1 protein-coding gene is annotated in these 2393 nt (G+C 55.2%); it reads left to right on the top strand.

Annotated features, from left to right (window positions below):
* The first annotated feature begins 152 nt into the window (after nucleotides 1-152).
* The gene (locus QZY48_RS17500; RefSeq protein WP_295433379.1) at nucleotides 153-1679 is read left to right on the top strand and encodes a GIY-YIG nuclease family protein; all 1527 of its coding nucleotides are present in this window, start codon (nucleotides 153-155) and stop codon (nucleotides 1677-1679) included.
* Nucleotides 1680-2393: the final 714 nt, after the last annotated feature.

The following is a 2393-nucleotide window of genomic DNA, read 5'->3' as shown; positions in this document are numbered from 1 at the left end:
TTTATCTGTTCAGTAGAACATCTTAAGTTCATCATTTCTGATGCATGGAGCGAGGAAAGCAAAGCCATGAGCTATGCCAAAAGCTGGATTGATGAATTTACACCGTGGATCGAATATAGGGATTTATGCGTTTAACTATAGACGGAACGGGGTTGCCTCACAAGTTTATCGTCGAATACTGCGCATTCGTCGATGAGCCGAACTTCCTTGAGCAAAGAGCCCATAGAGCGCTCGCGCGATACAACGAAGGCAAAGAATTTTTTCATATTCCCGTCGAAACAGCCATAACCTGTATTCTGGACATAGCAGAGGATACGGAAACGCGCCTGCTATACGAAGAAGGCGACCTAGAGTCGCGAGCGACGGCGAAAAGAGATCGAGACGAACGGGCAAAACTCTATTCGTTTCTTGCCACCGAGAGAAGGCAATTACTTGCTACGGAAAAGAATGCTCTTGAGGCTCTCTTAACGATTGTCTGGCTCCAATTTGATTCTAATACAGGGGATAGGCCGCTTTCCGCGGGCGTAACACTACCCGTATTCACAGAAGCTTGGCTCCTAAGCGCGATGCAATCCGCTTCTGCGCGCTCACTGGAGCCGGTCGCGATATACGACTGGATTAGGGCGTTCCTTGAAGAGCATGGCGCAATGCCGACTAGACAGGAAGCGCACGAGTGGACGCAAGAGGAGAAGAAATATCGAGCGGCGGACACGGGCAGTCGTTGCGCTTCTGGCATTCTCGAAAACCGTGTTTTCTCGGTTCACGAGATAATAGCCGGCCGGACCTACTGGGAAAAGGAGGACTTGCAGAAGCAATTGCGCAGACTATTGGCACTGCCTCAGTGGAAGACGCAATTCGAAGAGTCTTGTTCTTTTGAGTTGACCACCGTCGATAGAATAAGAAAGTTCTTTGGAATAGAGAGTGAATATCAGAAACAGATCAGGGAGATAGCAGGCCCGGGGAACTGGCTTGATCTTAGCAAAACAAAGTTCGGCCAAGCCGCGCGGCGGCGCTGTCACGTCGCATTCCCGAACGACGAATTTCTCCTTCGGCGGACCGGTGACGCCGAAATCAGCGAACCTCTTAGGGAACAGCAGGAGTCTCGATGCGGAGACACGTTCGCTTTTTCCCGAGAAATGCCACCGCGCGAGATCGCGAGCGTAAGGAAAGAACTTGAGAGCGCAATTAAGCCGAGCGATCTCCAACGAATGGAGAAGAGCGGCTTCATCAAGTTGAAAGACGCTCGCAAAGAGCGCAAACCTGAAGGTCAGCGGTCGGCGTACGATCAAGTCGACACCAGCATTATCATTTGGAACACAGTCGATGATCCGGTTGCGGTGCTTTGGCATGAGGGAACCCATCCAGCAGATATGGAGGTTATGGGAAGAGGCTGGCGTAGGCTAATAAGTGATATTGAGAAACAGGCTGGGGCGGGAGATCCCAGGGCGCAAGGTGCTGTTGCTGCGGCGTTGCAGGGGATTGGGCAAGACAGATTGAGTTCTCTCCCAAAGGCCGAGGCGCAGCATTTGGTGAATAGGGAGATACTGGCGTATTATATTGAGCATGTGACTGTCGCGGAAAGGGAGAAGCCGACGGGATTGCTGCGCCGGATTGCCGGGGACGCCAAGGCGGCTTTCCGGACGAGCGAGATTGGCCAAGCGCTGGCGAAGCGGGGGTAGGGTTTATGCTGACGGATGCAGAGGCGCTGGGGCTGGCGCGGAGGATGTTGAAGACGGGAGCGGAGATTAAGGAGTGGTTAAATAAGGGGCCTGAGGGGGATGGTGGTTGGGATGGTCCGGGGCCGATGGGCGGGAAGACAACCGGCTTGTAACGAACCAATCTCGAAATCCAATAAATGTATGCGCACCAGCTTCGCCGCATAACTATGCGGAGCGCGCACGAATGAAAACGGGTGGGGGGCCGGAATCGGGGCATTATGTCGGTTCGTCCGCCGGAGCTTCGAGCCGCCGCCCCGCCTGCAACATTTCCCGGTAGATTTCGACCGCGCTCCGATCCGTCACGTTGACTTCGAGTTTCACCGGCTCTTGCTCTTGGCGTTGGATACCTCAGGGTCACCATTTAGCTGACCCCGGTGCGGGCACGACGCAACCCCTCGTGCCCGGACACGTTTTTAATCGTACCGCGAAGCGCCGCATGGTCACCGCAAACGCGCCGTCGGTTCTCATTGCGCAAGTGTCGGATAAACTCCGATCCGCACCAGTCACCCTTCTGGATCAAGGCGATGGGGCTGCTCCTATGGGGAGTAGACACCCGGCCCCTGGTTCTTACGAACCCCAGAAAATCGTCGGTACCCTCCCCGGGTCCAAGTGGGCCGCGCAGGCCGGGGTGGGGGCGGGCCGGGTGCGCGGACCCCAAAAAGTCCGGCGCATCCG

The organism is uncultured Thiodictyon sp. (assembly GCF_903828115.1).
Taxonomy (GTDB): Bacteria; Pseudomonadota; Gammaproteobacteria; order Chromatiales; family Chromatiaceae; genus Thiodictyon.
The sequence above is the reverse complement of the archived record's forward strand: the minus strand, read 5'-3'. Positions and strand labels throughout refer to the sequence as shown.